Here is a 24,451-nt window from a genome sequence, read left to right on the forward strand (position 1 = left end):
CGGTCACGACGCCGGAGCCGCCGAGAGGACCTCCAGCACCGGCCCCACCTGGCAGACGGTCATCACGTCGGGGCGGGTCCGGCCCTTCACGGTCACCTTGGTGCCCGGCTTGAGCTGGGCCGGGTCGCCGCCGAGCAGCTGGTAGGTGACGCCTGCCGTGCGCAGCACGGTGCAGCCGCCCTCCAGGTCGATCCGCTCCACGGTGCCGGTCGCCGTGATCACGACGCCGTCCTTGGCGGGCGGCGGCACGACCGGCCCGGACGCGCCCGGCTTGGGCTTGGCGGTCGGGCTGGGCGGCAGGAAGTCGGACGGCGACGCTCCCGGCGCGGACGGCTGTGGGGTCACGGAGCTGCCCACCTCCGGCTCCTCAGTCGGGGCGCAGCCGGTGAGCAGGAGACCGCCCAGCAGCGCGCCGGTCAGCAGGTGAATGAGGGGGCTTCGCGTCATCATGTCAGTTCGGACGTTACCGCCCGGTGGCAAGTTGCGCGAGCTTCAGACCCCGACGTTGTACGCCGACAGCCGCCAGCCGTACGACGCCTGGTGGATGAGGTCGACCCAGTGGCAGTTCTGCACCGGCGCGACGGTCGGCAGCGTCTCCTCGGGCCAGCCCAGCAGCGCGGCCACGCCGTACTTGATGGCGGCGCCGTGCGCGGCCAGCACGATCGTGCCCCCGGGCAGCCGCTCGGCGGCCTGCCGGATCGCCTCGCTGACCCGCTTGCCCAGGTCGGGCAGCGGCTCGATGCCGTCGCCCGGATCCGGGTCCGCGGCGCGCCAGCGCGCGTACGACTCGGGGAAACGCTCCTTGACCTCGGGCGTGGTCAGCCCCTGCCAGGTGCCGAAGTAGCGCTCGCGCAGCCGGACGTCGCGCTCGGCGGTCAGCCCGGTGAGCTCGGCCAGCGCCGCGGCGGTCTGCGCGGCACGGCCGAGGTCACTGGTGAGCAGCAGCTGCGGCTCCCGCCGGGCCAGCACCTGCGCGGCGGCCGCGGCCTGGGCCCGGCCCAGGTCGTTCAGCGGCACGTCGAGCTGGCCCTGCACGCGCTGAGCCGCGTTGGAGTCGGTGTTGCCGTGTCGCCACAGCAGGACCCGGGTCAGCGGCTCGGTGCCCCGCTCCAGACTCACACGGCGTCCTGCGTCGCGAGCTGAGCCGCCGGCAGGTCCCGATCCACGAACTCGATCCGCTCGCAGTCCTTCCACAGCCGGTCCAGCGCGTAGAACTCGCGCTCCTCGCTGTGCTGCACGTGCACCACGATGTCGCCGAAGTCGAGCAGCACCCAGCGGCCGGCGCGCTCGCCCTCACGGCGGACCGGCTTGGCCTTCTCGGGCAGCTGCAGCAGCGCCTCTTCGACAGCGTCGACGATGGCGAGCACCTGGCGCTCGTTGGGTGCGGAGGCCACGACGAAGACGTCGGTGAGGACGAGCTGCTCGGCCACGTCCAGCAGGACGATGTCCTCGGCCTTCTTGTCGGCGGCCGCCTGTGCGGCGGCCTGGGCCATCTCGACAGCGCGCTCGGTTGCGGGCACCTTGGTCCTTTCGTCGGCGGCCTGCCGCGACACCTCTGGGTGATGCTCGCGATCAGGCTCAGCATCCAGAATCTCACAAGGATTACCCGCCCCGCCGCTCAGATAGTCACGCGGTGGGCCCGGACACGATAAATCAGCGGTATAGATGACGTTTTGTGATGTATTGCACTACGCCGTCCGGTACCAGATACCAGACCGGCTGCCCCGCGGCGACCCGGCGGCGGCAGTCCGTCGACGAGATCGCCATCGCCGGCACCTGCACCAGGCTCACCACGTCGGCGGGCAGGTGCGCGTCGGTCAGTGCGAACCCCGGCCGGGTGACCCCGATGAAGTGCGCCAGCTCGAACAGCTGGTCCGCGTCCTTCCAGGACAGGATCTTGGAGAGCGCGTCGGCGCCGGTGATGAAGAACAGCTCGGTCTTGTCGCCGTACTGGTCGCGCAGCTCGCGCAGCGTGTCGACGGTGTAGGTCGGCCCGTCCCGGTCCACGTCCACCCGGCTCACCGTGAAACGCGGGTTGGACGCGGTCGCGATCACCGTCATCAGGTAGCGGTCCTCCGCCGGGGTGACCGCGCTCTCGCTCTTCTGCCACGGCTTGCCGGTGGGCACGAAGACGACCTCGTCCAGCGCGTACCGGTCGGCGACCTCGCTGGCCGCGACGAGATGGCCGTGGTGGATCGGGTCGAAGGTGCCGCCCATGACCCCGATGCGTTGCGCCACGGCCCGATTCTATGCCGCCGCCGCGCGGATCCCGCCTTGTCATCGACTCCAGCCTATCTCGATGAACTCCTGTCGAGCGGAGTCATCCAGATAGGCCGGCGTCATTCGAAACACCGGGCGAGGCGCCCCGCGGCCCGGACAAGGGGGCGGCGGGGCGGATGGCGGGGCAGGTCAGGCGGCCTGCCGGGCGCGCAGGGCGCGGGCCAGGTCGTCGGTCTCGTCGGCGAGCGCGCGGCGCAGCAGCGGGTGCATCTCGCCGGCCAGCGCGGCGTGCGCGGCGGCCAGTGTGTCCTCCGACACGGCGTACACCGGGTAGACCGTCTTGGCCAGCAGCGCCAGCATGTCGCCGGAGCGGCCCGCCGAGCGCGGCAGCTCGGTGAAGAAGCGGGCCACGTACGGCGCGGTCAGCTCGGCCTGCTCGGGCTGCCACAGCCCGGACCCGGCCGCGGCGGCGATCCGGTTGGACTGCCCCTGCTCGGTCACGACCAGGTCGAACGCGCGCTCCTTGGCGGCCGGGTCGGGGCGGCAGGCGCGCACCCGCACCGCCTCCTGCTCGCCCTTGTCGCTGTGGTCGCGCTGCAGCTCGGCCTCGATCTCGTCCTCGGCGACGTCGCCCAGTGCGGCGAGCCGGCCCAGGACCGCCCAGCGCAGCTCGGCGTCGACGGGCAGGCCCTCGGGCACGTTCGCGCCGGTGAGCCAGCCGCGCAGCAGGTCCCGGTCCGCCTCGCCGCCGGCCGCGATGAGGTTGCGGGCCGCGGCGAGCTGGTGCCCGCTGCCGGGCGCGGCGGTGGCGAGCAGCGTACGTGCGGCGTCGGCCAGCGCCTGGCGGGCGGCCTGCTGCTCGTCCGCGGGCACGAACCGGGTGGCCGCGTAACGGGCCAGCCCGAAGATCGACTCGACGATGGTGACGTCCGGGTCGGCGGGCAGCGCGGCGGCGGCCAGCGCGACGAACTCGGCGGCGGGCCACTCGCCGTCGCGGGTGGCGTCCCAGGCGCTGTTCCACCACAGCGAGCGGGCCAGCGAGTCCGGCTGCGCGGCCAGCAGCGCGGGCAGCTCGGCACGGGTCCGCTCGTCCACCCGGATCTTGGCGAAGGTGAGGTCGCCGTCGTTGAGCAGCAGGCCGCGGCCGGTCACGCCGGTCAGCTGCGGCACCGGGGTCAGCTCGCCGCTCACCTCGACCTCGGTGCGCTGCCACGTCCCGGCGGCGTCGAACCAGCCCAGGCCGATGCGGTGCGCGCGCAGCGTCGGGAACTCCGCCGGGGCGCTCTGCGCGACCGCGACGGAGGCGTACGAGCCGTCGGCGTTCCACTCGATCACGGGGCGCAGCGTGTTCACCTGCGGGGTGCGCAGCCAGTCCCGCGCCCACGCCTCCAGGTCCCGCCCGCTGGCCAGCGACAGCGCGCCGAGCAGGTCGGCCAGGGTGGCGTTGCCCCAGGCGTGCTTGTCGAAGTACGCCCGCAGCCCGGACAGGAACGCCTCGTCGCCGATGAACGCGACGAGCTGGCGCAGCGCCGAGCAGCCCTTGGCGTAGCTGATGCCGTCGAAGTTGGCGAACGCGGCGTCGGTGTCCTCGACCTCGGTCGGCGCGATCGGGTGCGTGGAGGGGCGCTGGTCGGCGGCGTACCCCCAGGCCTTGCGGTTGACGCCGAAGCGAGTCCAGGACTGCGGCCACTTCGTGACCTCCGCGACCAGGCGGTAGCCCATGTAGGTGGCGAACGACTCGTTCAGCCACAGGTCGTCCCACCAGCGCATGGTGACCAGGTCGCCGAACCACATGTGGGCCATCTCGTGGGCGATGATGGCCGCCCGCTCCAGCCGCTCGGTGTCGGTCACCGCGGCCCGGAACAGCAGCTCGTCGCGGAACACCACGCAGCCGGGGAACTCCATCGCGCCCCAGCTGAACTCGGGCACGAACGCCTGGTCGTACTTGCCGAACGGATACCGCACGCCGAACAGCTCGTGGTAGCGGTCCAGGAACGCCTTGGTCACCTCGAAGATCTCGGGCGCGTCGCGCTCCAGCACCTCGGCGTAGCTGGCACGGGCGATGATGCCCAGCGGGATGCCGTCGTGGGCGTCGGTCACCTCGACGTACGGCCCGGCCACGAACGTGATCAGGTATGTCGCGACGGGCTTGGTCGCTCCGAACTCCCAGCGGCCGGGCGCGGTCTGCGTGCCCTCGCTGTTGGCACGGACCAGCCAGGACGGGTCGGTGGTGACCGACAGCGTCACGGGCGCCTTGAGGTCGGGCTGGTCGAAGCAGGCCATGAAGCCGGGCGCGTCGGTGATCGACGGCTGGGCGTACGTGTAGACCTGCTTGTCGGCCGGGTCCACGAAGCGGTGCACGCCCTGGCTGGAGTGGGTGTACGCATACGCGGCCTCGACCACCACCGTGTTGCTCGCGGCGAGCCCGGCCAGCCGCAGCCTGCCCTCGGCGAACGCACCCTCGGGCAGCTCCACGCCGTTGAGCGTCGCCCGGAGCAGCTGTTCGGGCCGCAGCTCCAGGAACGTCTCCGCGCCGGCGTCGGCGGTGAAGCGGACCGTGGTGACCGTGCGGAAGAGTTCGTCCCCGCCGGTCAGGTCCACGTCCAGCGCGTACGCGAGGTCCCGTACGGTGGCGGCCCGCGCGACGGCTTCGGAGTGGGTGAGGCAACGATGCGACATGCGCTCATCCTGCCTGATGCGAAGCAAGTGTTGAACAACCGGCACCCCTCGGCATGAGTTCATTCTTGCCGAGCTCATCCGCGGCGGGGACAATAGCCGTCATGCGGATGACGAGCACCATGTGGTGGCTGCCCTGACGGGCGGCCCGCTTCCGCGAACCCGAGCAAACCCAAGGCCGCCCCACCCGGGCGGCCTTCGTCGTGCACGGCTCCAGCCGGTGCGGCCCGCCCGGACGGGCGACCGCGACCCGAGGAGACCGACATGACCATCACCCCGACCCGCACCCGTGCCCGCCGCCTGTCCGGCTGCAAGCCCACCGGCCACCTGCAGCTGGGCAACCTGTTCGGCATGATCCGCCCGCTGGTGGCCGAGCAGGACGACAGCGAGACCGTCACCATGATCGCCGACCTGCACTCGTTCACCGTCGAGCACGACCCGGCCGCGGTACGCGGGCTCACCCTGGAACAGGCGGCGGTGTTGCTGGCCGCCGGGGTGGACCCGGAGCGCACCGTGCTCTACGTGCAGTCCCACCTCGCCGAGCACGCCCAGCTGCACTACCTGCTGGAATGCGCCACGGGCTACGGCGAGGCGCAGCGCATGGTCGCGTTCAAGGAGAAGGCGGCGCGCGCCGAGCAGGTGCGGCTGAGCCTGCTCACCTACCCCGTGCTGATGGCCGCCGACATCCTGCTGCACGACACCGAGGAGGTCCCGGTCGGCGACGACCAGATGCAGCACGTGGAGCTGGCGCGGGCCGTCGCGAATCGGTTCAACGGCCGCTACGGGCCGACCTTCACCGTGCCGCGCGCGGTGCCCGCGCCGGTCGCCGCGCGGGTGATGGACCTGGCCGAGCCCACCGCCAAGATGGGCAAGACCAACGTGGTCAGCACGGGCGTGATCAGCATCCTCGACGAGCCGGGCACGGTACGCCGCAAGATCATGCGCGCGGTGACCGACAGCGTGAACGTGGTGCGCCACGACCGCGAGCACCAGCCCGGCGTGACCAACCTGCTGGAGATCTACCGGGCGTGCACCGGGCAGGCCGGGCGGTTCGACTCGTACGGGCAGCTCAAGCGGGAGACCGCCGAGGCCGTGGTGGACGTGCTGGCGCCGCTGCAGGAGCGGTACGAGGCGCTGCGCCGCCGTCCCGAGACGGTCGAGCGGGTGCTGCGCGAGGGTGCCGAGCGGGCCCGCCCGCGGGCCGCCGCCACGCTGCGGCGGGCCGGCGAGGCTATCGGGCTCTTCAGCGCCTGACGGGTCAGGGTCTGACGACCTTCTTGGTGAAGCAGACGGAGTAGGGGTTGCCGATGTACCTGCCGTACGGTTCGGTCCGGTCGTAGCCGGCCGACTCGAACAGCGTGATCGCCTCGGGCTGGTTCACACCGGTCTCGGCGATGATCGAGTCCAGACCCTGGGCGGTGGCCCGTCGTTCCAGTGCCGCAAGGATGCGGCGGGCCACCCCGGCGCGGCGATGCGCCGGTTGTACGAAAAGACGCCTGAGTTCACCGACGCCCTGGCCGTACGGGACGATCGCCCCGCAGCCGACGGGCCGGCTCAGCACGTACGCCACCACGAAGCGGGCGTGCGGGTCCAGTGGTGACCGGGTCGTGCCCGGGTACCGCGTGAAGAGTTCGGTCTCAGCGGCGAGCACGAGCGCGGTGACATCAGGGTGGGTGATCTCGCGGTGCTGGATCAACACCGTCAGGACGCTAGACAGGGCTTGTTTCCGCGTTGTTTCACGAAGCGCACAGCGAGGCGGTACGCGTTGATATGCCGGTCACTGTCGCCGAATCGTTGCGCAGGAACACACCGAACGGCCCGGCGCACCACGTGAACGGCGGTGCGCCGGGCCTGAACGGTCGATCAGCGGACGTCGTCGGTGTCGCCGGTGTCGCCGGTGTCGTCGTCGGAGACGAAGTCGTCCTCGTCCTCGAGCCACTCGTCGCCCGCGGTGTCGCCCTCCGCGCGCACCCGGCGTGCCTTACGGGCGGCGAGCCGCTCGGAAGCGCTCGCCCGGGTGTTCTCGTCCTCCAGGCGGGCGTCGGTGCCGCGGTTGCCGGGCGTGAAGTTCGCGCCCGCGTACACCGTGGGCTGCCAGTCGAACTCGCGCGCGCCGATGCGCACCGGATCGCCGGGCGTCGCGCCCAGCTTGGCGAGCCGGTCCTCCACCCCCAGCCGGGCCAGCCGGTCGGCGAGGTAGCCCACGGCCTCGTCGTTGTCGAACTGGGTCTGGCGCACCCAGCGCTCGGGCTTGACGCCCTTGACCACCCAGACGCCCTCGCCGTCGCGCTCGATCTCGAAGCCGGAGTCGTCGACCGCCTTCGGGCGCAGCACGATCCGGGTCGGCTCCAGCACCGGCGCGGCGGCACGGTGCTCCTCGACCATGCGGGCCAGCGCGTACACCAGCTCCTGCAGGCCCTCGCGGGTGGCCGCGCTGATCCGGTAGATCGGCCAGCCGAACTTCTCCAGGTCGGGCGTGGTGATGTCGGCCAGGTCCCGGCCGTCCGGCACGTCGATCTTGTTGAGCACGATGATCCGGGGCCGGTCCTCCAGCCCGCCGTACTGGGCCAGCTCCGCTTCGAGGGCCTCGATGTCGGCGACCGGGTCGCGGTCGGTCTCCAGCGTCGCGGTGTCCACCACGTGGGCGAGCACCGCGGTGCGCTCGATGTGCCGCAGGAACTCCAGGCCCAGGCCCTTGCCCCGGGCCGCGCCGGGGATCAGGCCCGGCACGTCGGCGACGGTGAACACGTGCTCGCCCGCCTGCACCACGCCCAGGTTGGGCACCAGGGTGGTGAACGGGTAGTCGGCGATCTTCGGCTTGGCCGCGGAGATCACCGAGATCAGCGAGGACTTGCCCGCGCTGGGGAAGCCGACCAGGCCCACGTCGGCCACGCTCTTCAGCTCGACGATCACGTCGAGCTTGTCACCGGGCTCGCCCAGCTCGGCGAAGCCGGGCGCCTTGCGCCGGGCGCTGGCCAGCGAGGCGTTGCCCCGGCCGCCACGGCCGCCACGGGCCACCTCCAGCGTGGTGCCCACGCCCACCAGGTCGGCGATGACCTCGCCGTCCATGGTCTGCACGACCGTGCCCGAGGGCACCTTGAGCACCAGGTCGGTGCCGTTGGCGCCCTCCCGGTTGTTGCCCGCGCCGCCCTTGCCGTTGGGCGCCTTGAGATGCGGGTGGAAGTGGAAGTCGAGCAGCGTGTGCACGTTCGGGTCGACGACCATCAGGATGCCGCCGCCGTGCCCGCCGTTGCCCCCGTCCGGCCCCCCGAACGGCTTGAACTTCTCCCGGTGAATGGAGACGCAACCATGCCCGCCGTCACCCGCCTGCAGGTGCAGCACCACACGATCAACGAACGTAGCCACGTCCACTCCCTACTAGATCAACTCAACCACATGCCCGCCCTCGCCGCCCCGTTCCCGCGCAACTCTCAAAGAGTCGCGGCCCTGGAAGGGTGCGGACGCCGCAAGTCCGTAAGAGTTGCGACACCGGGAGCGGGCGGCGTGTTCCGGCGGCGCGGCGTTAGCCGCGTCTCAGTCCGGTCCCCCGGATACGGCAAGAGGCGGGGAGGCGCAGCGCGCGCCTCCCCGCCTCCGACGATTCGTCAGGCCTCGACCGGAACGATGTTCACGGTCTTGCGGCCACGCTTCACGCCGAACTGCACCGCACCCGCGGCGAGGGCGAACAGCGTGTCGTCGCCACCACGGCCCACCAGGTCACCCGGGTGGAACTTGGTGCCGCGCTGGCGGATCAGGATCTCGCCGGCGCTGACGACCTGGCCGCCGAAGCGCTTCACACCGAGCCGCTGGGCGGCGGAGTCGCGACCGTTGCGCGAGCTGGATGCACCCTTTTTGTGTGCCATCTCGAGGCCTACTTCCCGCTCTTGATGCCGGTGACCTTGACCTGGGTCAGCGGCTGCCGGTGACCCTGCCGCTTGTGGTAGCCGGTCTTGTTCTTGAACTTGTGGATCCGGATCTTCGGGCCCTTGGTGTGGGCCACGACCTCGCCGGAAACAGAAACCTTGGCAAGCTTCGCCGCGTCGGTCACCAGGTCGCTGCCATCAACAAGCAGCACTGCGGACAGCGCCACCACGTCGCCGGGCGCGCCCGCGAGCTTCTCGACCTCGATCACGTCGCCCTCGGCGACCTTGTACTGCTTGCCGCCGGTCTTGACGATCGCGTACATGGGACGCGGACTCCTGTCGTAGGTGCTGGCGGTTGGTTCACCGGCCCGCGAAGGCGAGCCGAGATCTGTACTACGTTTTCGCGCCCGGCGCGTCCTGGCCGAAGAACGGCCGGCACACACGCACGCATGCGGCGCCCTGCACGGGCACCGCAGAGAAGACTACGTCATGGCCCGGCCGTTGCCCAAACCGGGCACCCCCCGGCCCGGCGTGCGGTGACCGTGATCACCGCACGCCGGGGACGGATCACTTGCCGCAGAGGGCGTAGACCTTCTCGCCGGCGCTGGCGAACGCCGGACCCTCGAAGTACGCCATGATCTTGTCGACGTCGCCGCCGGTGGCGGCCAGGTCGGCCGGCAGCTTCTTGAGCACGGCGACGTCGGCCTCGACGGCGGACTTGATCTCGGGGTCGGTGGCGCCCGCGGCGATCGGGGCCAGTCCGGCCTCGAACTCGCCGAACGCCTTGGTCAGGTCGGCCAGCGCCTGCTGCGCCTTGGCCGGGTCCGCCTTGATCGCGTCGGCCTCGGTCATCAGCTTCATGAGCTGGGTCTTGATGCTCGACTCGGCCTTCATGTACGCCTCACAGGCGGCGGTCTTGTCCATCGGGGACGCGGCCGGGGCCGGGGCGGCGCTGGAGGCGGCCGGCGCACCCGAGGAGGCGGTCGCCGAGGGGGTCTCCGGGTCGGCGCAGGCGGCCATGCCCAGCAGGGCCAGGCCCAGCGTCGCGGTAGCGAGAACTCGTCGCATAACGATTCCTTTCGAGGGATTCAGGGGTTGGAGACGCCCGAAGGCGCCGGCGCCCGGGGCAGCCTAGCGAGCGCGGCCGACGGTGACCGCGGCAGCCTCACCGGCTGATCTGGACATCTTTCGGACAATCAAGCGCAGGTCGTGGCGAGTGGCATGATCCAGGACAGGAAGGCCGGGGTCAGCTTGGCCTCCAGCTCCTCGGCCTTGGTCGTGCCCTCCAGGAAGGCGAGGTCCGCGGCCTTGCCCACGTTCGCGGCGACCTGCTCGAAGGTGGCCTTGAGCGCCGGGTCGGCCGCCTTGGCGCTCAGCTCGGTGATGGTGGACTGCAGGGTGGTGAGCTCTGTCTTGACCTTGGTCTCGGCCGCGGCGATCTTGGCCGCGTCGGTGCCCTGGCGGGCCTTGAGCAGCTCACCGATCGCCACGGTCAGGCCGGCCGTGCCCTGGCCGGCGAAGAGCTTGTTGAACTCGTCGCACACGGCCTTCGCCTCGGCCGCGGCGGAGGCGGCGGGCGCGCCCGTGGCGGGCGTGGCCGAACTGCCCGGCGCCGGGGTGTCGTCGGCGCAGGCGGCCGCGCCGAGAAGCACCGCGGCCAGGGCGGTGGCTGCGAGAAGACGTCGCATGGGGGTGTTCCTCCGAGGGGTGGGACGCGGCACGGGTCAGGCGGTCGGGCAGATCTTGTCGAGCGCCTCGTTCGCCGCGGACAGCTCCTCGCTGAACAGGATCGACTGGATCTTCGACGGGTCCTGGGCGAGCTTCTGCGGGTCGCCCAGCGCGGCCGCCGAGGCGTCCAGCGCCTTGGTCAGGTCGTCGAGCGCCTTCTTCAGGCCCGGGTCGGCGGTCTTGGCGGACTCGGTCTTCAGCGCGGTGGACAGCGCCACGTAGTCCTTGGCGAGCGCGTCCAGGAAGGCCTTGGCCTTGTCCGGGTCGCTCAGCGAGGTGCCCGCCTCCTGGGCCTTGGTCACCAGGTTGGTGATGAACTTCTTGCTCTCGGTGGTGACCGCCGCGCAGACGGCCTTGGTGTCGGCGGTGGCGCCCACCCCGGGCACCCCGGCGGATCCGCTGGGGACGACGCCCGCACCGGGGCTCGCCTCGGCCGTCACGCCCGCCGACGCGGTCGGGGCGGCGCTCGGCTCCGGGGTGTCGGCGCAGGCCGCGGCGGTGAACAGCGCCGCGCCCAGCACGGCGGCGGCTAGCAGGCGTCGCATGGGGTGTCCTCCGGAATCAGGGGTGTGTGTCGGACAGCGAACTGCCCGGGGTGGTGAACACATACCCCGGGCAGCTTACGCAACTCCTGCGACGGCACCTGAGTTCGTCGCGAGCGGTATCGAGTTGTTACCTATCCGCCGATTACGGGCGGGTCCGGCGGCGGCCGCCGCGGCGGGTCCGGCGCCGGGTGGGCGCGTCGGCCACCTCGTCACCGCCCTCCTCGTCGTCCTCCGGCTGCTCGTACCGGGACAGGTCGTAGCCCTCGGTGTCGTAGTACGAGGTGTCGTCCGCCTTCGGCTGCTGCTTGGGCGCGGGCGGCGCGGAGACCGGCTTGACCCGCGCCGGCGCGGCCTGGGCCGGGGCCGGCTGCGCCTTGCGGTCGGCGACCGGCTCGGTGTGGATGACGACGCCGCGGCCCTTGCAGTGCTCGCACGGCTCGCTGAACGCCTCCAGCAGCCCCGCGCCGATGCGCTTGCGGGTCATCTGGACCAGGCCCAGCGAGGTGATCTCGGTGACCTGGTGCTTGGTCCGGTCCCGGCCCAGGCACTCGGTCAGCCGGCGCAGCACCAGCTCGCGGTTGCTCTCCAGCACCATGTCGATGAAGTCGATCACCACGATGCCGCCGAGGTCACGCAGCCGCAGCTGGCGCACGATCTCCTCGGCCGCCTCGAGGTTGTTGCGGGTGACCGTCTCCTCGAGGTTGCCGCCCGCGCCGGTGTACTTGCCGGTGTTGACGTCGACGACGGTCATCGCCTCGGTGCGGTCGATGACCAGGTGGCCGCCGGAGGGCAGGAACACCTTGCGGTCCAGGCCCTTGAGGATCTGCTCGTCGATGCGGTACGTCGCGAACACGTCGGCGACGCCCGTGTGCCGGTGCACCCGGTCCACCAGGTCCGGCGACACGTGGTGCAGGTAGGTCTCCACGGTCTCGTAGGCGTTGTCGCCCTGGACCACGAGCTCCTTGAAGTCCTCGTTGAACAGATCGCGGACCACGCGCACGACCAGGTCCGGCTCGCCGTACAGCAGCGCGGGGGCGCCGCCCTCGGCCGCCTTGGCCTGGATGTCCTCCCACTGCGCCTGCAGCCGCTTGACGTCGCGGGCCAGGTCCTCCTCGGAGGCGCCCTCGGCGGCGGTGCGCACGATCACGCCCGCGCCCTCGGGGACCAGCTTCTTGAGGATGTCGCGCAGCCGCTTGCGCTCCACATCGGAGAGCTTGCGGCTGATGCCGGAGGCGTTGCCGTTGGGCACGTACACCAGGTGCCGGCCCGACAGCGCGACGTGGCTGGACAGCCGCGCGCCCTTGTGCCCGATCGGGTCCTTGGTCACCTGCACCAGCACCGAGTCGCCCGACCGCAGCGCCTGCTCGATCGAGCGCTGGCGGCCCTCCAGCCCGGCCGCGTCCCAGTTGACCTCACCGGCGTAGAGCACCGCGTTGCGGCCCCGGCCCAGGTCGACGAAGGCGGCCTCCATGCTCGGCAGCACGTTCTGCACCTTGCCCAGGTACACGTTGCCGACCATGGTGGCGGTGGAGGCGCGGGTGACGTAGTGCTCGACGAGCACGCCGTCCTCCAGCACCGCGATCTGGGTGCGGTCGGGGTTCTCCCGGATGACCATGACCCGGTCCACCGCCTCGCGGCGGGCCAGGAACTCGGACTCGGTCAGGATCGGCGGGCGGGTGCGGCGCTGCTCGCGGCCGTCCCGGCGGCGCTGGCGCTTGGCCTCCAGCCGGGTCGACCCGGAGACGCCCTGCACCTCGTCGCTGGCGGCGCGCGGCTCGCGGATGCGGACGACCGTGTGCACGCCGTCCTCGGACTCGGCGCCCTCGTCCCCGGCACCCTTGCGGCGGCGGCGGCGACGGCGACGGGTCAGCGGCTCGCCGTCCTCGTCCTCGGCGGCCTCGTCGCCCTCGGCCTCCGCGGCCTCCGGCTGGTCCTCGTCGGCCCCGTTGTCCTCGGCGCCCTTGCCGCGCCCACGGCCACGGCGGCCCCGGCGGCGGCGGCCGCGGGCACCCTCGTCGGACTCGTCCTCGTCCTGCTCGTCCTCGGCGGCGGCCGGCTCCTCGGCCTCGGCGGCGACGACCGCCTCCTCCTCGTCCTTGCCGCGGCGGCGGCGACGGCGACGGCCGGACTCGGCCGGCTCCGCCTCCGCCGGCTCCTCGGCCGGGCGGGCCACGGCCGCGGCCGCGGCCGGACGCGCCACCGGGGCGGCGGTGGCCTCGGGCGCCATGAACAGCACGGAGATGCTGGGACGGCGGGGCGTGTCCCCGGCGGCGGGCTCGAGCACCTCGGCGGCCTCGGCGGCGGCCTCCTCGGCCTCCTCGTCCTCGACGGCCTCCTCGGCGAGCGCCTCGCTCACGGTGACCTGGGCGGGCGGCGCAGCAGCCTCGATTACGTCTTCTGTCACAGACTCGCCGGAGATGTCCGGCTCTGCGGCTTTCTTCCGGCGACGGGTCGCCTTCTTGACCGGCTTCTCGGCGTCGGCGGACCCGTCCTCCTCCGCCGGGACGGCCTCGGCCGCGGGCACGGCACGTTTGCGGGCACGCCGCCGGGCGGGCGCGGCCGGCTCCCCGGACTCCGGCCCGGTGACGGCGTCGCCAGGGACGTCCGCCCCGGTCACGGCGTCGGGCCGGTCCTGCCGCGCCGGTTCCGGCGCGTTCTGCGGTGCGTTGTCGGCATTCTCATGCCGATCTGCGGGCTCGTGGTCGAGCATCCGGACTGATCTCCAGTTCTGGCGGTCCCGGGCGCGTCACAACGCAGCCACTCAGGAGCACCGGTGTCTTCCGCCGGGGACGCCTGCCCAAGCGCCTGTCGAGGCGCTCGGACGGGCTTTCCGCCGAAGTCTGCCTGCAGCGCTGACCGGTCGGGTCAGCGCTCGCCGATGGCGACGGGGTCGCGATCCGCCTCGAGCGGATCCACGATCTCCCCCTGCGGGGTCAACGTGCCCTGTGCCAGCCGGGTCGCCCTGGCACTTCGCAGTGAATGGGGCGCCGACGGCTCCAGGTCGGCCACCACGCGCAGGCCGGACAGGACGTCATCGGGTCGCACGGAGGGAGTGACCTGCCGCACGACAAGGTCGAGTATCGCACACGGGGCGGTCACGACCACGCCAGGTGGTGAGGTCTGTGACGGGACCGCCTCGATGGCGGCCACCGCGCCCCGGGTGTCGAAGGTGCGGCGACCCTGCTTGGTGAGGCGTTCGACCAGCACCTCACTCTGCGCGACGAACGCGGCGACCGCGGTGGACAGCTGCTCGTCCGACACGCCGGGCAGCTCGATCCGCCAGCGCGAGGCGGTGATCCGGTCGGCCAGGCTGCCGGCGGCGTGCACCTCGACCGCCTCCAGCACGTCCAGGCCCGGCGACAGCGCCGCGTCCAGCGCCTTGCACAGCGCCTCCGGCTCCACCCGCTCGCGCAGGCCGAGCTCCAGGTACTCCGCCTCGGAGGCGACCCCGGTCGGCGCGGCGCTGGCGAACGAGATCTTCGGGTGCGGGGTGAAGCCCTGCGAGAACGCGATCGGCACGCCCGCCCGGTGGATCGCCCGCTCGATGGCGCGAGCGAAGTCACGGTGTGAGGTGAAACGCAGCGGGCCGCGCTTGGCGTAGCGCACCCGCACCCGCTGCACGACGGGGGCCTGGCCGCCCTCGGGCTGGTTCTTGGTCCGTCCCATGGTCAGGCTCCCGCGGGCACGCGCAGGCCGGTGTTGACCGGCGTGATCGGCAGCAGCTTCTGGCCGGTGGGCCCGATCTGGATCTGGGTGTCCATGGACGGGCACACGCCGCAGTCGAAGCACGGCGTCCAGCGGCAGTCGTCCTGCTCGTACTCGGTCAGGGCGTCCTGCCAGTCCTGCCAGAGCCAGTCCTTGTCCAGCCCGGAGTCCAGGTGGTCCCAGGGCAGCACCTCGGACTGCTCCCGCTCGCGGGTGGTGAACCAGTCCAGGTCCACGCCGAAGCCGGGCAGCACCTCGGCGCAGGCGTCCACCCAGCGCCGGTACGAGAAGTGCTCGCTCCAGCCGTCGAAGCGGCCGCCCTCCTCCCACACCTTGCGGATGACCGCGCCGACGCGGCGGTCACCGCGCGCCAGCAGGCCCTCGATCAGCGACGGCTCGCCGTCGTGGTAGCGGAAGCCGATGGCCCGGCCCAGCGAGCGGTCCGAGTTGATCTCGTTCTTGAGCGCCTTGAGCCGCCCGTCGATCACCTCGGGGCGCTCCATGGCGGCCCACTGGAACGGGGTGTGCGGCTTGGGCACGAACCCGCCGATGGACACGGTGCAGCGGATGTCCTTGGAGCCGGTCGCCTGGCGGCCCGACTTGATGACGTTGTGCGCCAGCCGGGCGATCTGCAGCACGTCCTCGTCGGTCTCGGTGGGCAGGCCGCACATGAAGTACAGCTTCACCTGCCGCCAGCCGTTCGAGTACGCCGTGGTGACGGTGCGGATCAGGTCCTCCTCCGTCACCATCTTGTTGATGACCTTGCGGATGCGCTCGGATCCGCCCTCGGGCGCGAAGGTCAGGCCGGTCCGCCGGCCGTTGCGCGACAGCTCCTGGGCCAGGTCGATGTTGAACGCGTCCACCCGGGTGCTCGGCAGCGACAGCGAGACGTTGGTGCCCTGGTACTGGTCGGCCAGGCCGGAGCAGATGTCGCCGATCTCCGAGTGGTCGGCCGACGACAGCGACAGCAGGCCCACCTCGGTGAAACCGGAGAACTCCAGCCCCTCGTGCACCATCTGCGCCACGGTGGTGATGGACCGCTCGCGCACCGGGCGGGTGATCATGCCGGCCTGGCAGAAGCGGCAGCCCCGGGTGCAGCCGCGGAAGATCTCCACGGCGAACCGCTCGTGCACCGTCTCGGCCAGCGGCACCAGCGGCTTCTTCGGGTACGGCCAGGCGTCCAGGTCCATCGTCGTGCGCTTGTGCACCCGGAACGGCACGCCCGGACGGTTGGGCACCACGCGCTGGATCCGGCCGTCGGCCAGGTAGTCCACGTCGTAGAAGCGCGGCACGTACACCGACTCCGTCTTGGCCAGGCGCAGCAGGATCTCGTCCCGGCCGCCGGGGCTGCCCTCGCGCTTCCAGGCGGCGACGATGTCGGTGATCTCGAGCACCGCCTCCTCGCCGTCGCCGAGCACGGCGGCGTCGATGAAGTCGGCGATCGGCTCCGGGTTGAACGCGGCATGCCCACCCGCGACCACGATCGGGTGCGACTCGTCGCGGTCGGCGGCGAGCAGCGGGATCTTCGCCAGGCTCAGCTCGGTGAGCATGTTGGTGTAGCCCAGCTCGGTGGAGAAGGACAGGCCGAACAGGTCGAAGTCGCCGACGGCGCGGTGCGAGTCGACGGTGAACTGCGGCACGTCGTGCTCGCGCATCAGCTTCTCGAGGTCCGGCCAGACCGCGTAGGTGCGCTCGGCGAGCACGTCCTCCCGCTCGTTGAGCACCTCGTAGAGGATCTGCACGCCCTGGTTGGGCAGGCCGACCTCGTACGCGTCCGGGTACGACAGCACCCAGCGCACAGTGGCCGACTCCCACGGTTTGACCACCGCGCCCAGCTCACCACCCACGTACTGGATGGGCTTGCTGATCAACGGCAGCAACTGCTCAAGCTGGGGAAAGACCGACTCGCCACGCATGGGTATCAAGGGTACGCGGTCGCGCAGGACGACCAGACCTCGGGCGAGTTCGCACCCGATGTCCGGTATCGGCACCGATGAGCCGCTACTCCTGCGGCTCGTCCGCCCGCTTCTTCGGAGCGTACCGGGGCACGTACTCCTGGCCGGTGAGCTGCTGGATGGCGGTCATCACCGTGTCGGTGACCTCACGGGCGGCGGTGCTGGCGGACTCGGCGTCCTTCCAGGCGCCGACCTCGATCGGCTTGCCGAACTTCACGGTGACCTGGTTGGGCTTCAGCGACGGCAGCGCCTGGCCGATCGGCTGCACCTTGTCGGTGCCGATCATGCCGACCGGGATGATCGGCACGTCCGCGGCGAGCGCGAGCCGCGCCACGCCGGTGCGGCCGCGGTAGAGGCGGCCGTCGGGCGAGCGGGTGCCCTCGGGGTAGACGGCGACCAGGCCGCCCTCCTGGAGCACCGGGATCGCCGCGTCGAAGGCGCTCAGCGCGGCCCGGCCGCCGGAGCGGTGCACGGGGATCGCGCCCAGGCCGCCCATCAGCGTGCGGAAGAACAGGCCGCTGACGCCGCTGCCGGTGAAGTAGTCCTCCTTGGCCCAGAAGGAGATGTGCCGGCCCACCGCGGAGCCGAGGAACAGCTCGTCGGCGACGGACAGGTGGTTGCCTGCGAAGATCGCGCCGCCGGTGGCGGGGATGTGCTCCGCACCCTCGATCGTGGGCCGCCAGCCCAGCTTGATCGCGGGCGCCACCGTCCACAATCCGACCGTATAGAGCACCGGCACTTTCTGCCTCCACAGGGTATGAGCTAGCCGGCCGATGAGCTTACGGTAGTCCTCCCGGCGGGCCCATACCCCGGCAACAGTCGCCCAAACAGCGGGAGAATGCCATACTGCGCGCCCGCGCGACCCGGTCGCCGCTGTGCTGAGCTGCTTGAATACGTCCACGCAGCGAGCGGGGCGCCGCACCGTGCCGTTCGTCACGGCAGGGCGGCGCCCCGTTCGGCCTGCTCCGGCGGACTGAGCCGCCGGTCAGCGTTGGGCCGCTGTCAGCTGCGCGCCACGGCCACGGTGACCGTGCCGCCGTCGCCGACCTCACCGGCGAAGCCCGCCTCGACCGTGCCGAAGCTCACGCTGTCGGCAAGCGTCTCGGCGGCCAGGAACGCCTGGTGCTCGCGCACCGCCGCGGCCACGTCGTCCGGCGCGGCGACGGTCAGCGCGATCCGGTCGGTGATGGCCAGGTCCGCCTCGCGACGGGCCTGCTGCACCACCCGGACCACGTCCCGGGCCAGGCCCTCGGCCTCCAGCGCCGGGGTGACCTCGGTGTCGAGCACGACCACGCCCGCGTCGCCGGGCAGCGGGGCGGAGTGCTCCGCGTCGGCGGCGACCAGCTTCAGCTCGTACTCACCCTCCTGCAGGGTGACCCCGGCGGCCACGGGTGAGCCGTCGGCCAGGGACCACTCCCCCGCCTTGACCGCCTTGATGACCTGCTGCACCGAGCCGCCCACGCGCGGGCCGAGCACCCGCGGCACCACGTTGAGCACCTGCTCGCAGTGGCCGGTCAGGTCGTCGCTCAGCTCGACCGACTTCACGTTGACCTCGTCGGCGATCAGCTCGGCGAAGCCGCGCAGGCTGGACGCGTCCGGCGTGGCCACGGTCAGCGTGCGCAGCGGCAGCCGCACCCGCAGGCCCTTGGCCTTGCGCAGGGACAGCGCCGCCGAGCACACCTCGCGCACCCGGTCCATGGTGGCGACCAGGTCGTGGTCGGCCGGCAGCGACGCGGCGTCCGGCCAGTCGGCCAGGTGCACCGAGCGCTCGCCGGTCAGGCCGCGCCAGATCTCCTCCGCGGTCAGCGGCGCCAGCGGCGCCACCACCCGGGCCAGCGTCTCCAGCACCGTGTACAGCGTGTCGAACGCCTCGGCGTCGCCCGCCCAGAAGCGGTCCCGGCTGCGGCGCACGTACCAGTTGGTCAGCGCGTCCAGATAGGTCCGCACCCCGGCGCAGGCCGCCGAGAGGTCGTACGCGTCCAGCTGCTCCGTCGTCGTCTCGACCAGCTCCCGGGTCTTGGCCAGCACGTAGCGGTCCAGCACGTGCGTGGAGTCGACCCGGCGCCGGGCGGTGTGCCCGGCGGCGTTGGCGTAGAGCGTGAAGAAGTAGTACACGTTCCACAGCGGCAGCAGCACCTGGCGCACCGAGTCCCGGATGCCCGCCTCGTTGACGGCCATGTCGCCGCCGCGCAGCACCGGGGAGCTCATCAGCATCCAGCGCATGGCGTCGGCGCCGTAGCGGTCGAACATCTCGTAGACGTCCGGGTAGTTGCGCAGGCTCTTGGACATCTTGCGGCCGTCGGAGCCCTGCAGGATGCCGTGGCTGACGCAGCTGCGGAACGCGGGCCGGTCGAACAGCGCGGTGGCCAGCACGTGCATGGTGTAGAACCAGCCGCGCGTCTGTCCGATGTACTCGACGATGAAGTCGCCCGGGTAGTGGTCCTCGAACCACTCCTGGTTCTCGAACGGGTAGTGCACCTGGGCGAACGGCATCGAGCCCGACTCGAACCAGCAGTCCAGCACCTCCGGCACCCGGCGCATGGTCGACTGCCCCGTCGGGTCGTCCGGGTTCGGCCGGGTCAGCTCGTCGACGTACGGGCGGTGCAGGTCGGTGACCTTCACCCCGAAGTCCGCCTCCAGCTGCGCCAGCGAGCCGTAGACATCCACCCGCGGGTGGTTCGGGTCGTCGGAGACCCACACCGGGATCGGCGAGCCCCAGAACCGGTTGCGGCTGATCGACCAGTCGCGGGCGTTGGCCAGCCACTTGCCGAACGAGCCGTCCTTGACGTGCTCCGGGGTCCAGTTGATCTGCTGGTTCAGCTCCACCATGCGGTCGCGGAACGCGGTGACCTTCACGAACCAGCTCGACACCGCCTTGTAGACCAGCGGCGTGTCACACCGCCAGCAGTGCGGGTAGGAGTGGGTGTAGGTCTCGTGCCGCAGCACCATGCCGCGGTCCTTCAGCTCGCGGATGACCGCCTTGTTGGTGTCGAAGACCTGCTGGCCCTCGTACGCCGGGACCAGCGCGGTGAACCGCGCCCGCTCGTCGACCGTCACCACGGTCGGGATGCCCGCCGCGTTGCAGGTGTTCTGGTCGTCCTCACCGAAGGCCGGCGCGAGGTGCACCACCCCGGTGCCGTCCTCGGTGGTCACGAAGTCCGCCCCGAGCACCTGGAACGCGTTGTCCCCCGCGTGGTCCACCAGGAACGGGAACAGCGGCGTGTACCGCTTCCCGACCAGGTCGGCGCCCTTCACGGTGCCGGTGCGCGCGTAGCCTTCGAGCTCCTTGGCGTAGTACTCGACGCGCGCCGCGCCGAGCAGCAGCTTCTCGCCGTCCTTCTCCATGACCGCGTAGTCGATGTCGGGGCCGACGGCCAGCGCCAGGTTGCTCGGCAGGGTCCACGGCGTGGTGGTCCACACCGCGACCTTCTCGCCGGAGTCGAGCTGGAACTTCACCGCCAGCGTCGGATCCTGCCGGTCCTTGTAGACGTCGTCCATCCGGGTCTCGGTGTTGGACAGCGGCGTCTCGCAGCGCCAGCAGTACGCCAGCACGCGGAAGCCCTCGTACACCAGGCCCTTGTCGTACAAGGTCTTGAAGGCCCACATGACGCTTTCCATGTAGTCCAGGTCGAGCGTCTTGTAGTCGTTGGCGAAGTCGACCCAGCGCGCCTGGCGGGTGACGTACCGCTCCCACTCGCTGGTGTAGCGCAGCACGGAGGTGCGGCAGGCCTCGTTGAACTCGGCCAGGCCCATGTCCAGGATCTCGGCCTTGGTGGTGATGCCGAGCTGCTTCTCCGCCTCCACCTCGGCCGGCATGCCGTGGGTGTCCCAGCCGAAGCGGCGCTCCACCCGGCGCCCGCGCATGGTCTGATAACGCGGCACCACGTCCTTGACGTAGCCGGTCAGCAGGTGGCCGTAGTGGGGCAGGCCGTTGGCGAACGGCGGGCCGTCGTAGAAGACGAACTCGTTCGACCCCTTCGCCCCGGCGTCGCGCTGCTCCACGCTGGCCGCGAAGGTCTTGTCCGCGGCCCAGAAGTCGAGCACGCGCCGCTCCAGCGCGGGCAGGTCCGGGCTCGCCGGGACGCCCTGCGCCGCGGCGTCGTGCAGTGGGTAAGCCATCGCGGGCTCCTCGTCACACTCGTCACTGTCGTCTCACAGTGCGAGGACGAGCCATGATCAGCCCGCGGTACCACCTCGCTTGCCCGCTCCCAGGTGCGGAACGGACCGCTCGTGTCGGCTGTGACGGGCCGTCCCGTCCGGTTCTACTGAGGCCGCGTGGCTGAGGCCGCGCGGCCCGTTCTTCCGGAGGCTCACCGGTGATGGCCGGGTCGATGCCTGTGCGCTCCAGGTTACCCGGACTCCCCCGGCCCCGGTCTACGGGGTTTCCGGCGCGTCGGTCCGGTAGCGCCCGCTGATCAGCGTCCAGTCCAGGGTGCCGCGCACCGAACGGGCGACCCCGTCCAGGTGGCAGCGCACCGCCCCGTCGAACTGGGCGCCGAACGAGGGCACCCGCGCCCGCAGCGCCCCGAAGCCGTCCATCCGCTCCTGCCACATCGCCACCGCCGCCGGCACCGCCGCCTCGATCGGCAGGCCCCGCTCGTGCGCGATGGCCAGCACCAGGTTGTGCCCGCCCGCGGTGGCGATGTCCTTGTCCAGCGAGTGCAGGTCGTTGAACCAGGACAGCAGGTCGTTGCCGGCCGTACGCACCGCGCGCAGCGCCGGGTGGTGGTAGATCGCGTCCGGCAGCCGGGTGTGCGTGGCGAACTCGGTCAGCAGGTGCGAGATCTCCGCCGCCGACGCCGCGCGGCGCAGCTCGACGTACTCCGCCACGCCCGGCCGCCGCCCGGCCGTCTTGTTCTCCGCCTCCTCGATCACCCCGGCGAGGTAGCGGGCCACCCCGACGGTGAACCGCTCCTGCCAGGCGGCGGGCATCTCGTCGCGCAGCGCGGCCCAGATCTCGATCAGCATCGTCCGCGCCGGGCCGGTGAACACCTCGGTCGGCCGGTGCGAGCCGTGCAGCAGCGCGAGCAGCTCGGTCACGTAGCGCCGGGTGCGGCCCGGCTCCGGCGTCGCGGACCCGTCGCAGGCGTCGTCGATCAGGTAGAACCAGGCGAAGATCATGCCGAGCAGGGCCAGGTCGGCGGGCTCCACATCGGGGAAGATGCGCCCGGCGTGACCCGCGTACGCCTCGGCGGCCAGCCAGCGCCGCCCGTCGTCGTCGCTGATCAGGCCGCACTTTCGCGCCCAGCCGGTCAGCTCCCGCTCCGCCTCGGCGACGTGCGGGGACAGCCGGGGCGCGATGGGACAGTCCACCGGGGGTATGGCGTACACGGCGTTCCTCCGTTCCGGGAGGCGGACGCACGGCGGCAGGGCACGCCGTCAGATCACGATGAGTTCACGATCCATTACAGGAGGTATGGAGATCGATGTCAATGCTTCGAGGTGTCGCCGTTGCGAATTGGCATGATTCACTTACCGGCGGTACGGCTCGCGCATCGGCTTGCGGACGGCGTCCATCGCGGCCAGATGCGCCTCGCGCGCCTCGCCGTCGATCAGGTAGACCCTGGTCACCGCGTTGCCCTTCGGGCGCACCAGGCCGTTCTTGACCAGCGCCTGCACGTCCCGGATGGCCTGGTCCCGGCTCAGCTCCTCGTCCCCCTGGTAGGTGGCCCGCCGCAGCTCGCCCAGCGCCGCCGCGTACAGCGCGGACACCACCCGCTCGGGCAGCCCCCGCTCGGCCGCCACCGTCTCCAGCTCCCGCCACAACCGCACCGTGTAGTCCACCCGTGCCTGGATCGTCTGCGCCTGCTGATGGTGCGCCGAGAGGACGAACCGCAGCCAGGTGTGACAGTCGGCCTCCGGCCGGAACGTCTCCCCCCGGCTCTGCAGCGCCTGGTAGTACGCCAACGTGTTGATCTCGTGGCCGAGCCACTCCTCGATCGAGGAGAACTCGGCGGCCACCACTCCGTCCCGCGCCAGCACCAGCGTGTGCAGGCAGCGCGACATCCGGCCGTTGCCGTCGCGCCATGGGTGGATCGAGACCAGGTTGAGGTGCGCCATCGCTGCGCGGACGAGGGCCGGCTGGTCGAGGTCGCCCGCGTTCAGCCAGTCCACCAGCTCCTCCATCAGGCCGGGAACCAGTTCCGGGTCGGGACCCGTGTAGGCCGGACGCAACGGATCAGAGCTGGTCACGAAGATTCCGCCGGTGCGGTAGCGGCCCGGCCACTTCGACATGTCGTATTTGGCGATCATGAAATGCAGCGTGGACAGCAGCGAGCGGTGATACTCGAAATCCGCGATGTGCGGCGCCTGCTGCACATAGGTCAGCGCGTCGCGATACCCAAGGATGGCTTTCTGGGTGTCGTCGGTGACGTCCACCGACATGGGCTGTCCCTCCACCGCGGCCCGCGCGTCCGACATGCCCACGGTGATCTTCTCGATCGTGTTCGAGCCCTGGATGGCGGCGGCGGTGAGCTGCCGGCGCAGCTGCCCCGTCCAGTGCGGGCGTGCTCGGACATGGATGCTCAGGTCGTCGCGCATCTTGTCGATCTCGGCGAGCACGCGCAGGTCGTCGGTGTCCAGCTTCGGAGTCTGCAGCAGCATGCCACCATGCTACTAGTCCTGTCGCATCGTTGCGGAACGCTGTTACCGTCTATCCGTGCTGCGGATCGAACTCGATGAGGCGACCCTGTCCCGCACCCGCATCGCGATCTCCCCGCTCTGGGAGACCGCCTGCGCCCTCTCCCTGCTCGGCAAACCCGCGCCCGCGCCGTGGCCCTACACCGCCTGGGCCGGCAACGCGCGCCGGGTGCTGGACGGCCGGCCCGACGACGACCCGTTGCGCCTCTACGTGAACATCGGCGGGGGCTTCCCCGACTGCCTGCTGCCGGTGCCGTCCGCCAACGCCACCATCGCCGACGAGCTGGCACGGATCCGCGACACACCGGCGGACCTCGCGCTGGCGCAGTACGCCGCCCACTTCCCGGACGGCGTGCCGGAGCCGCACCGGCCGTTCGTCACCGATCCCCGGGCGGCGTTCGCCCGGGTCGCCGACAGCCTGGCCGCGTTCTGGCGCGAGGCGATGGCGCCGTACTGGCCCGCCATGCGTACCGCGCTGGAGGAGGAGGTGCTGCACCGGGCCCGCCTGCTGGCCGCCGAGGGGCCCGACGCGCTGCTGTCCGATCTGCACGAACGGGTCACCTGGCAGCGCCCGGTGCTCACGCTCCACAAGCTCCGCGACTTCACGGTGCGGGCGACCGACAAGCGGCTGCTGCTGGTGCCGGTGCTGTTCTCCCACGGCATGCTCGCCTGCAGCACGGACGACCCCGAGGTCATCGCGGTGACGTACGCGGCGCGCGGAAACGCGGTGCTGGCCGGTGGCGCCGGACACACCGCGCGGGAATCCGACAGTGATCGGCTGGCGCTGCTGCTGGGCCGGGGGCGCACCACGATCCTGCGCTCGCTGACCGTGCCCGCCACCACCGCGGGCCTCGCCGCGACCCTCGGGCTGGCCCCGAGCACCGTGTCCGAACACTTGTCCGTGCTGGTGGAAGCCGGTGTGGCGCACCGGCACCGGGTCGGCCGGCAGGTGCTCTACGGGCTGGAGCCGGCCGGGCTGGCCCTGGTGTCCCTGGTCTCGCCGGGCTGACCGCTGACCGTTCGGTGAGTGGTGTCGCTACCGCCGGTCGAGTGACCGCAGGCGTCGCTGCCGCCATCATGGCCGATGTTCGCATACGTGCTGCTGCGTGAGTACACATCG

Annotated in this window: 21 protein-coding genes; 2 read left to right on the plus strand and 19 right to left on the minus strand. The window is 71.6% G+C overall.

Features of this window, described 5'->3' with window-relative positions; genetic code table 11:
* Positions 1 to 3: 3 nt before the first annotated feature.
* The 5 genes from CS0771_RS00310 to pepN form a co-directional block, all read right to left on the minus strand.
* Positions 4 to 447 (minus strand): hypothetical protein, encoded by a 444-nt coding sequence (locus CS0771_RS00310; RefSeq protein WP_212839268.1) that lies wholly within the window; start codon positions 445 to 447, stop codon positions 4 to 6.
* Between the two features lie 45 nt (positions 448 to 492).
* Entirely contained in the window at positions 493 to 1,092 is a 600-nt protein-coding gene (locus tag CS0771_RS00315) for a histidine phosphatase family protein (protein WP_212845521.1), read from the minus strand.
* Positions 1,093 to 1,115: 23 nt separating this feature from the next.
* A complete protein-coding gene (rsfS, locus tag CS0771_RS00320) occupies positions 1,116 to 1,520 on the minus strand; it encodes a ribosome silencing factor (protein ID WP_212839269.1) in 405 nt (134 codons plus the stop codon).
* 133 nt (positions 1,521 to 1,653) lie between these two features.
* Positions 1,654 to 2,238 (minus strand): nicotinate-nucleotide adenylyltransferase, encoded by a 585-nt coding sequence (nadD, locus tag CS0771_RS00325; protein ID WP_203755646.1) that lies wholly within the window; start codon positions 2,236 to 2,238, stop codon positions 1,654 to 1,656.
* Between the two features lie 171 nt (positions 2,239 to 2,409).
* On the minus strand, positions 2,410 to 4,899 hold the full coding sequence (gene pepN, locus CS0771_RS00330; RefSeq protein ID WP_212839270.1) for an aminopeptidase N: 2,490 nt from the start codon (positions 4,897 to 4,899) through the stop codon (positions 2,410 to 2,412).
* A 261-nt stretch (positions 4,900 to 5,160) separates the two neighbouring features.
* Between pepN and trpS the strand changes: the two genes are divergently transcribed.
* Positions 5,161 to 6,150 (plus strand): tryptophan--tRNA ligase, encoded by a 990-nt coding sequence (gene trpS, locus CS0771_RS00335; protein WP_212839271.1) that lies wholly within the window; start codon positions 5,161 to 5,163, stop codon positions 6,148 to 6,150.
* 4 nt (positions 6,151 to 6,154) lie between these two features.
* On the opposite strand, the gene CS0771_RS00340 is transcribed toward trpS, so the two are convergent.
* The 14 genes from CS0771_RS00340 to CS0771_RS00405 form a co-directional block, all read right to left on the minus strand.
* Positions 6,155 to 6,595, minus strand: a complete 441-nt coding sequence (locus CS0771_RS00340) for a GNAT family N-acetyltransferase (protein ID WP_212839272.1) — start codon at positions 6,593 to 6,595, stop codon at positions 6,155 to 6,157.
* 164 nt (positions 6,596 to 6,759) lie between these two features.
* Complete coding sequence (obgE, locus tag CS0771_RS00345; protein ID WP_212839273.1) at positions 6,760 to 8,262, minus strand: GTPase ObgE; 1,503 nt, start codon at positions 8,260 to 8,262, stop codon at positions 6,760 to 6,762.
* 239 nt (positions 8,263 to 8,501) lie between these two features.
* The gene (gene rpmA / locus CS0771_RS00350; protein ID WP_203755658.1) at positions 8,502 to 8,759 is read right to left on the minus strand and encodes a 50S ribosomal protein L27; all 258 of its coding nucleotides are present in this window, start codon (positions 8,757 to 8,759) and stop codon (positions 8,502 to 8,504) included.
* An 8-nt stretch (positions 8,760 to 8,767) separates the two neighbouring features.
* Positions 8,768 to 9,082 (minus strand): 50S ribosomal protein L21, encoded by a 315-nt coding sequence (rplU, locus tag CS0771_RS00355; protein WP_155374923.1) that lies wholly within the window; start codon positions 9,080 to 9,082, stop codon positions 8,768 to 8,770.
* Between the two features lie 244 nt (positions 9,083 to 9,326).
* A complete protein-coding gene (locus CS0771_RS00360) occupies positions 9,327 to 9,827 on the minus strand; it encodes a hypothetical protein (protein ID WP_212839274.1) in 501 nt (166 codons plus the stop codon).
* Between the two features lie 128 nt (positions 9,828 to 9,955).
* Positions 9,956 to 10,447, minus strand: coding sequence for a hypothetical protein (locus CS0771_RS00365; protein ID WP_212839275.1), 492 nt, complete (start codon positions 10,445 to 10,447; stop codon positions 9,956 to 9,958).
* A gap of 36 nt (positions 10,448 to 10,483) precedes the next feature.
* Positions 10,484 to 11,032 (minus strand): hypothetical protein, encoded by a 549-nt coding sequence (locus tag CS0771_RS00370; RefSeq protein WP_212839276.1) that lies wholly within the window; start codon positions 11,030 to 11,032, stop codon positions 10,484 to 10,486.
* A gap of 142 nt (positions 11,033 to 11,174) precedes the next feature.
* Positions 11,175 to 13,742, minus strand: a complete 2,568-nt coding sequence (locus tag CS0771_RS00375) for an Rne/Rng family ribonuclease (RefSeq protein WP_212839277.1) — start codon at positions 13,740 to 13,742, stop codon at positions 11,175 to 11,177.
* A gap of 155 nt (positions 13,743 to 13,897) precedes the next feature.
* A complete protein-coding gene (locus CS0771_RS00380) occupies positions 13,898 to 14,698 on the minus strand; it encodes a TIGR03936 family radical SAM-associated protein (protein ID WP_212839278.1) in 801 nt (266 codons plus the stop codon).
* A 2-nt stretch (positions 14,699 to 14,700) separates the two neighbouring features.
* Positions 14,701 to 16,653 carry a TIGR03960 family B12-binding radical SAM protein gene (locus tag CS0771_RS00385; RefSeq protein WP_212839279.1) on the minus strand — a complete coding sequence of 651 codons (1,953 nt, stop codon included), beginning with the start codon at positions 16,651 to 16,653 and terminating at the stop codon, positions 14,701 to 14,703.
* An 85-nt stretch (positions 16,654 to 16,738) separates the two neighbouring features.
* The gene (locus tag CS0771_RS00390; protein WP_203755672.1) at positions 16,739 to 17,431 is read right to left on the minus strand and encodes a 1-acyl-sn-glycerol-3-phosphate acyltransferase; all 693 of its coding nucleotides are present in this window, start codon (positions 17,429 to 17,431) and stop codon (positions 16,739 to 16,741) included.
* A 263-nt stretch (positions 17,432 to 17,694) separates the two neighbouring features.
* Positions 17,695 to 20,811 (minus strand): isoleucine--tRNA ligase, encoded by a 3,117-nt coding sequence (gene ileS / locus CS0771_RS00395; protein WP_212839280.1) that lies wholly within the window; start codon positions 20,809 to 20,811, stop codon positions 17,695 to 17,697.
* 255 nt (positions 20,812 to 21,066) lie between these two features.
* On the minus strand, positions 21,067 to 22,023 hold the full coding sequence (locus CS0771_RS00400; RefSeq protein ID WP_212839281.1) for a terpene synthase: 957 nt from the start codon (positions 22,021 to 22,023) through the stop codon (positions 21,067 to 21,069).
* A 141-nt stretch (positions 22,024 to 22,164) separates the two neighbouring features.
* Entirely contained in the window at positions 22,165 to 23,295 is a 1,131-nt protein-coding gene (locus CS0771_RS00405; protein WP_212839282.1) for a Fic family protein, read from the minus strand.
* Positions 23,296 to 23,350: 55 nt separating this feature from the next.
* Between CS0771_RS00405 and CS0771_RS00410 the strand changes: the two genes are divergently transcribed.
* Entirely contained in the window at positions 23,351 to 24,340 is a 990-nt protein-coding gene (locus CS0771_RS00410) for a DUF5937 family protein (protein ID WP_212839283.1), read from the plus strand.
* Positions 24,341 to 24,451: the final 111 nt, after the last annotated feature.

The organism is Catellatospora sp. IY07-71, assembly GCF_018326265.1.
GTDB lineage: Bacteria > Actinomycetota > Actinomycetes > Mycobacteriales > Micromonosporaceae > Catellatospora.

Coding starts and splice junctions, on each gene's coding strand:
- CS0771_RS00310 (WP_212839268.1), bottom strand. CDS start 447: ATGACGCGAAGCCCCCTCATTCACCTGCTGACCGGCGCGCTGCTGGGC.
- pepN (WP_212839270.1), bottom strand. CDS start 4,899: ATGTCGCATCGTTGCCTCACCCACTCCGAAGCCGTCGCGCGGGCCGCC.
- trpS (WP_212839271.1), top strand. CDS start 5,161: ATGACCATCACCCCGACCCGCACCCGTGCCCGCCGCCTGTCCGGCTGC.
- rpmA (WP_203755658.1), bottom strand. CDS start 8,759: ATGGCACACAAAAAGGGTGCATCCAGCTCGCGCAACGGTCGCGACTCC.
- rplU (WP_155374923.1), bottom strand. CDS start 9,082: ATGTACGCGATCGTCAAGACCGGCGGCAAGCAGTACAAGGTCGCCGAG.
- CS0771_RS00360 (WP_212839274.1), bottom strand. CDS start 9,827: ATGCGACGAGTTCTCGCTACCGCGACGCTGGGCCTGGCCCTGCTGGGC.
- CS0771_RS00365 (WP_212839275.1), bottom strand. CDS start 10,447: ATGCGACGTCTTCTCGCAGCCACCGCCCTGGCCGCGGTGCTTCTCGGC.
- CS0771_RS00370 (WP_212839276.1), bottom strand. CDS start 11,032: ATGCGACGCCTGCTAGCCGCCGCCGTGCTGGGCGCGGCGCTGTTCACC.
- CS0771_RS00375 (WP_212839277.1), bottom strand. CDS start 13,742: ATGCTCGACCACGAGCCCGCAGATCGGCATGAGAATGCCGACAACGCA.
- CS0771_RS00380 (WP_212839278.1), bottom strand. CDS start 14,698: ATGGGACGGACCAAGAACCAGCCCGAGGGCGGCCAGGCCCCCGTCGTG.
- CS0771_RS00385 (WP_212839279.1), bottom strand. CDS start 16,653: ATGCGTGGCGAGTCGGTCTTTCCCCAGCTTGAGCAGTTGCTGCCGTTG.
- ileS (WP_212839280.1), bottom strand. CDS start 20,811: ATGGCTTACCCACTGCACGACGCCGCGGCGCAGGGCGTCCCGGCGAGC.
- CS0771_RS00405 (WP_212839282.1), bottom strand. CDS start 23,295: ATGCTGCTGCAGACTCCGAAGCTGGACACCGACGACCTGCGCGTGCTC.